Source organism: Aequorivita antarctica, assembly GCF_007997155.1.
In the GTDB taxonomy this organism is placed as follows: domain Bacteria; phylum Bacteroidota; class Bacteroidia; order Flavobacteriales; family Flavobacteriaceae; genus Aequorivita; species Aequorivita antarctica.
Genome location: NZ_VORT01000060.1, coordinates 1 through 303, shown reverse-complemented (window position 1 = coordinate 303; position 303 = coordinate 1). Strand labels below are relative to the sequence as shown.

Annotated in this window: 1 protein-coding gene; it reads left to right on the top strand. The window is 47.2% G+C overall.

Annotated elements, in window-relative coordinates; all coding sequences use genetic code 11:
* A partial coding sequence (locus ESU54_RS17950; RefSeq protein ID WP_170253307.1) for a hypothetical protein occupies nt 1-303 on the top strand: 303 nt, incomplete at both ends.

Genomic DNA, 303 nt, shown 5'->3' with positions numbered 1-303 from the left:
CTGTTTACTGGGTTGTTACCTCTTCCAGTTCTATTGGCAATCCAACAGCGTTGTTTGACGCAGGTTGGGCTTATTTTGACCCACTTTTAGATGGTGTTTATATTTGGGAAGGAAACTGCGAGCCAATCGGCGGCGGTGGTCCTTGTGCTGAAGAGAACCCGAACGACTTCACCTTTGAGAACGGAATTAACTGTTCCTCTGCAACTGCTTTTCAGACCGCAAACGACTTAACTGTCTCTGCTGACGAGAACTTCACTTTGACCAACATAACCGCGAGCATTTTCGCCAACGGTGGAATCTCTA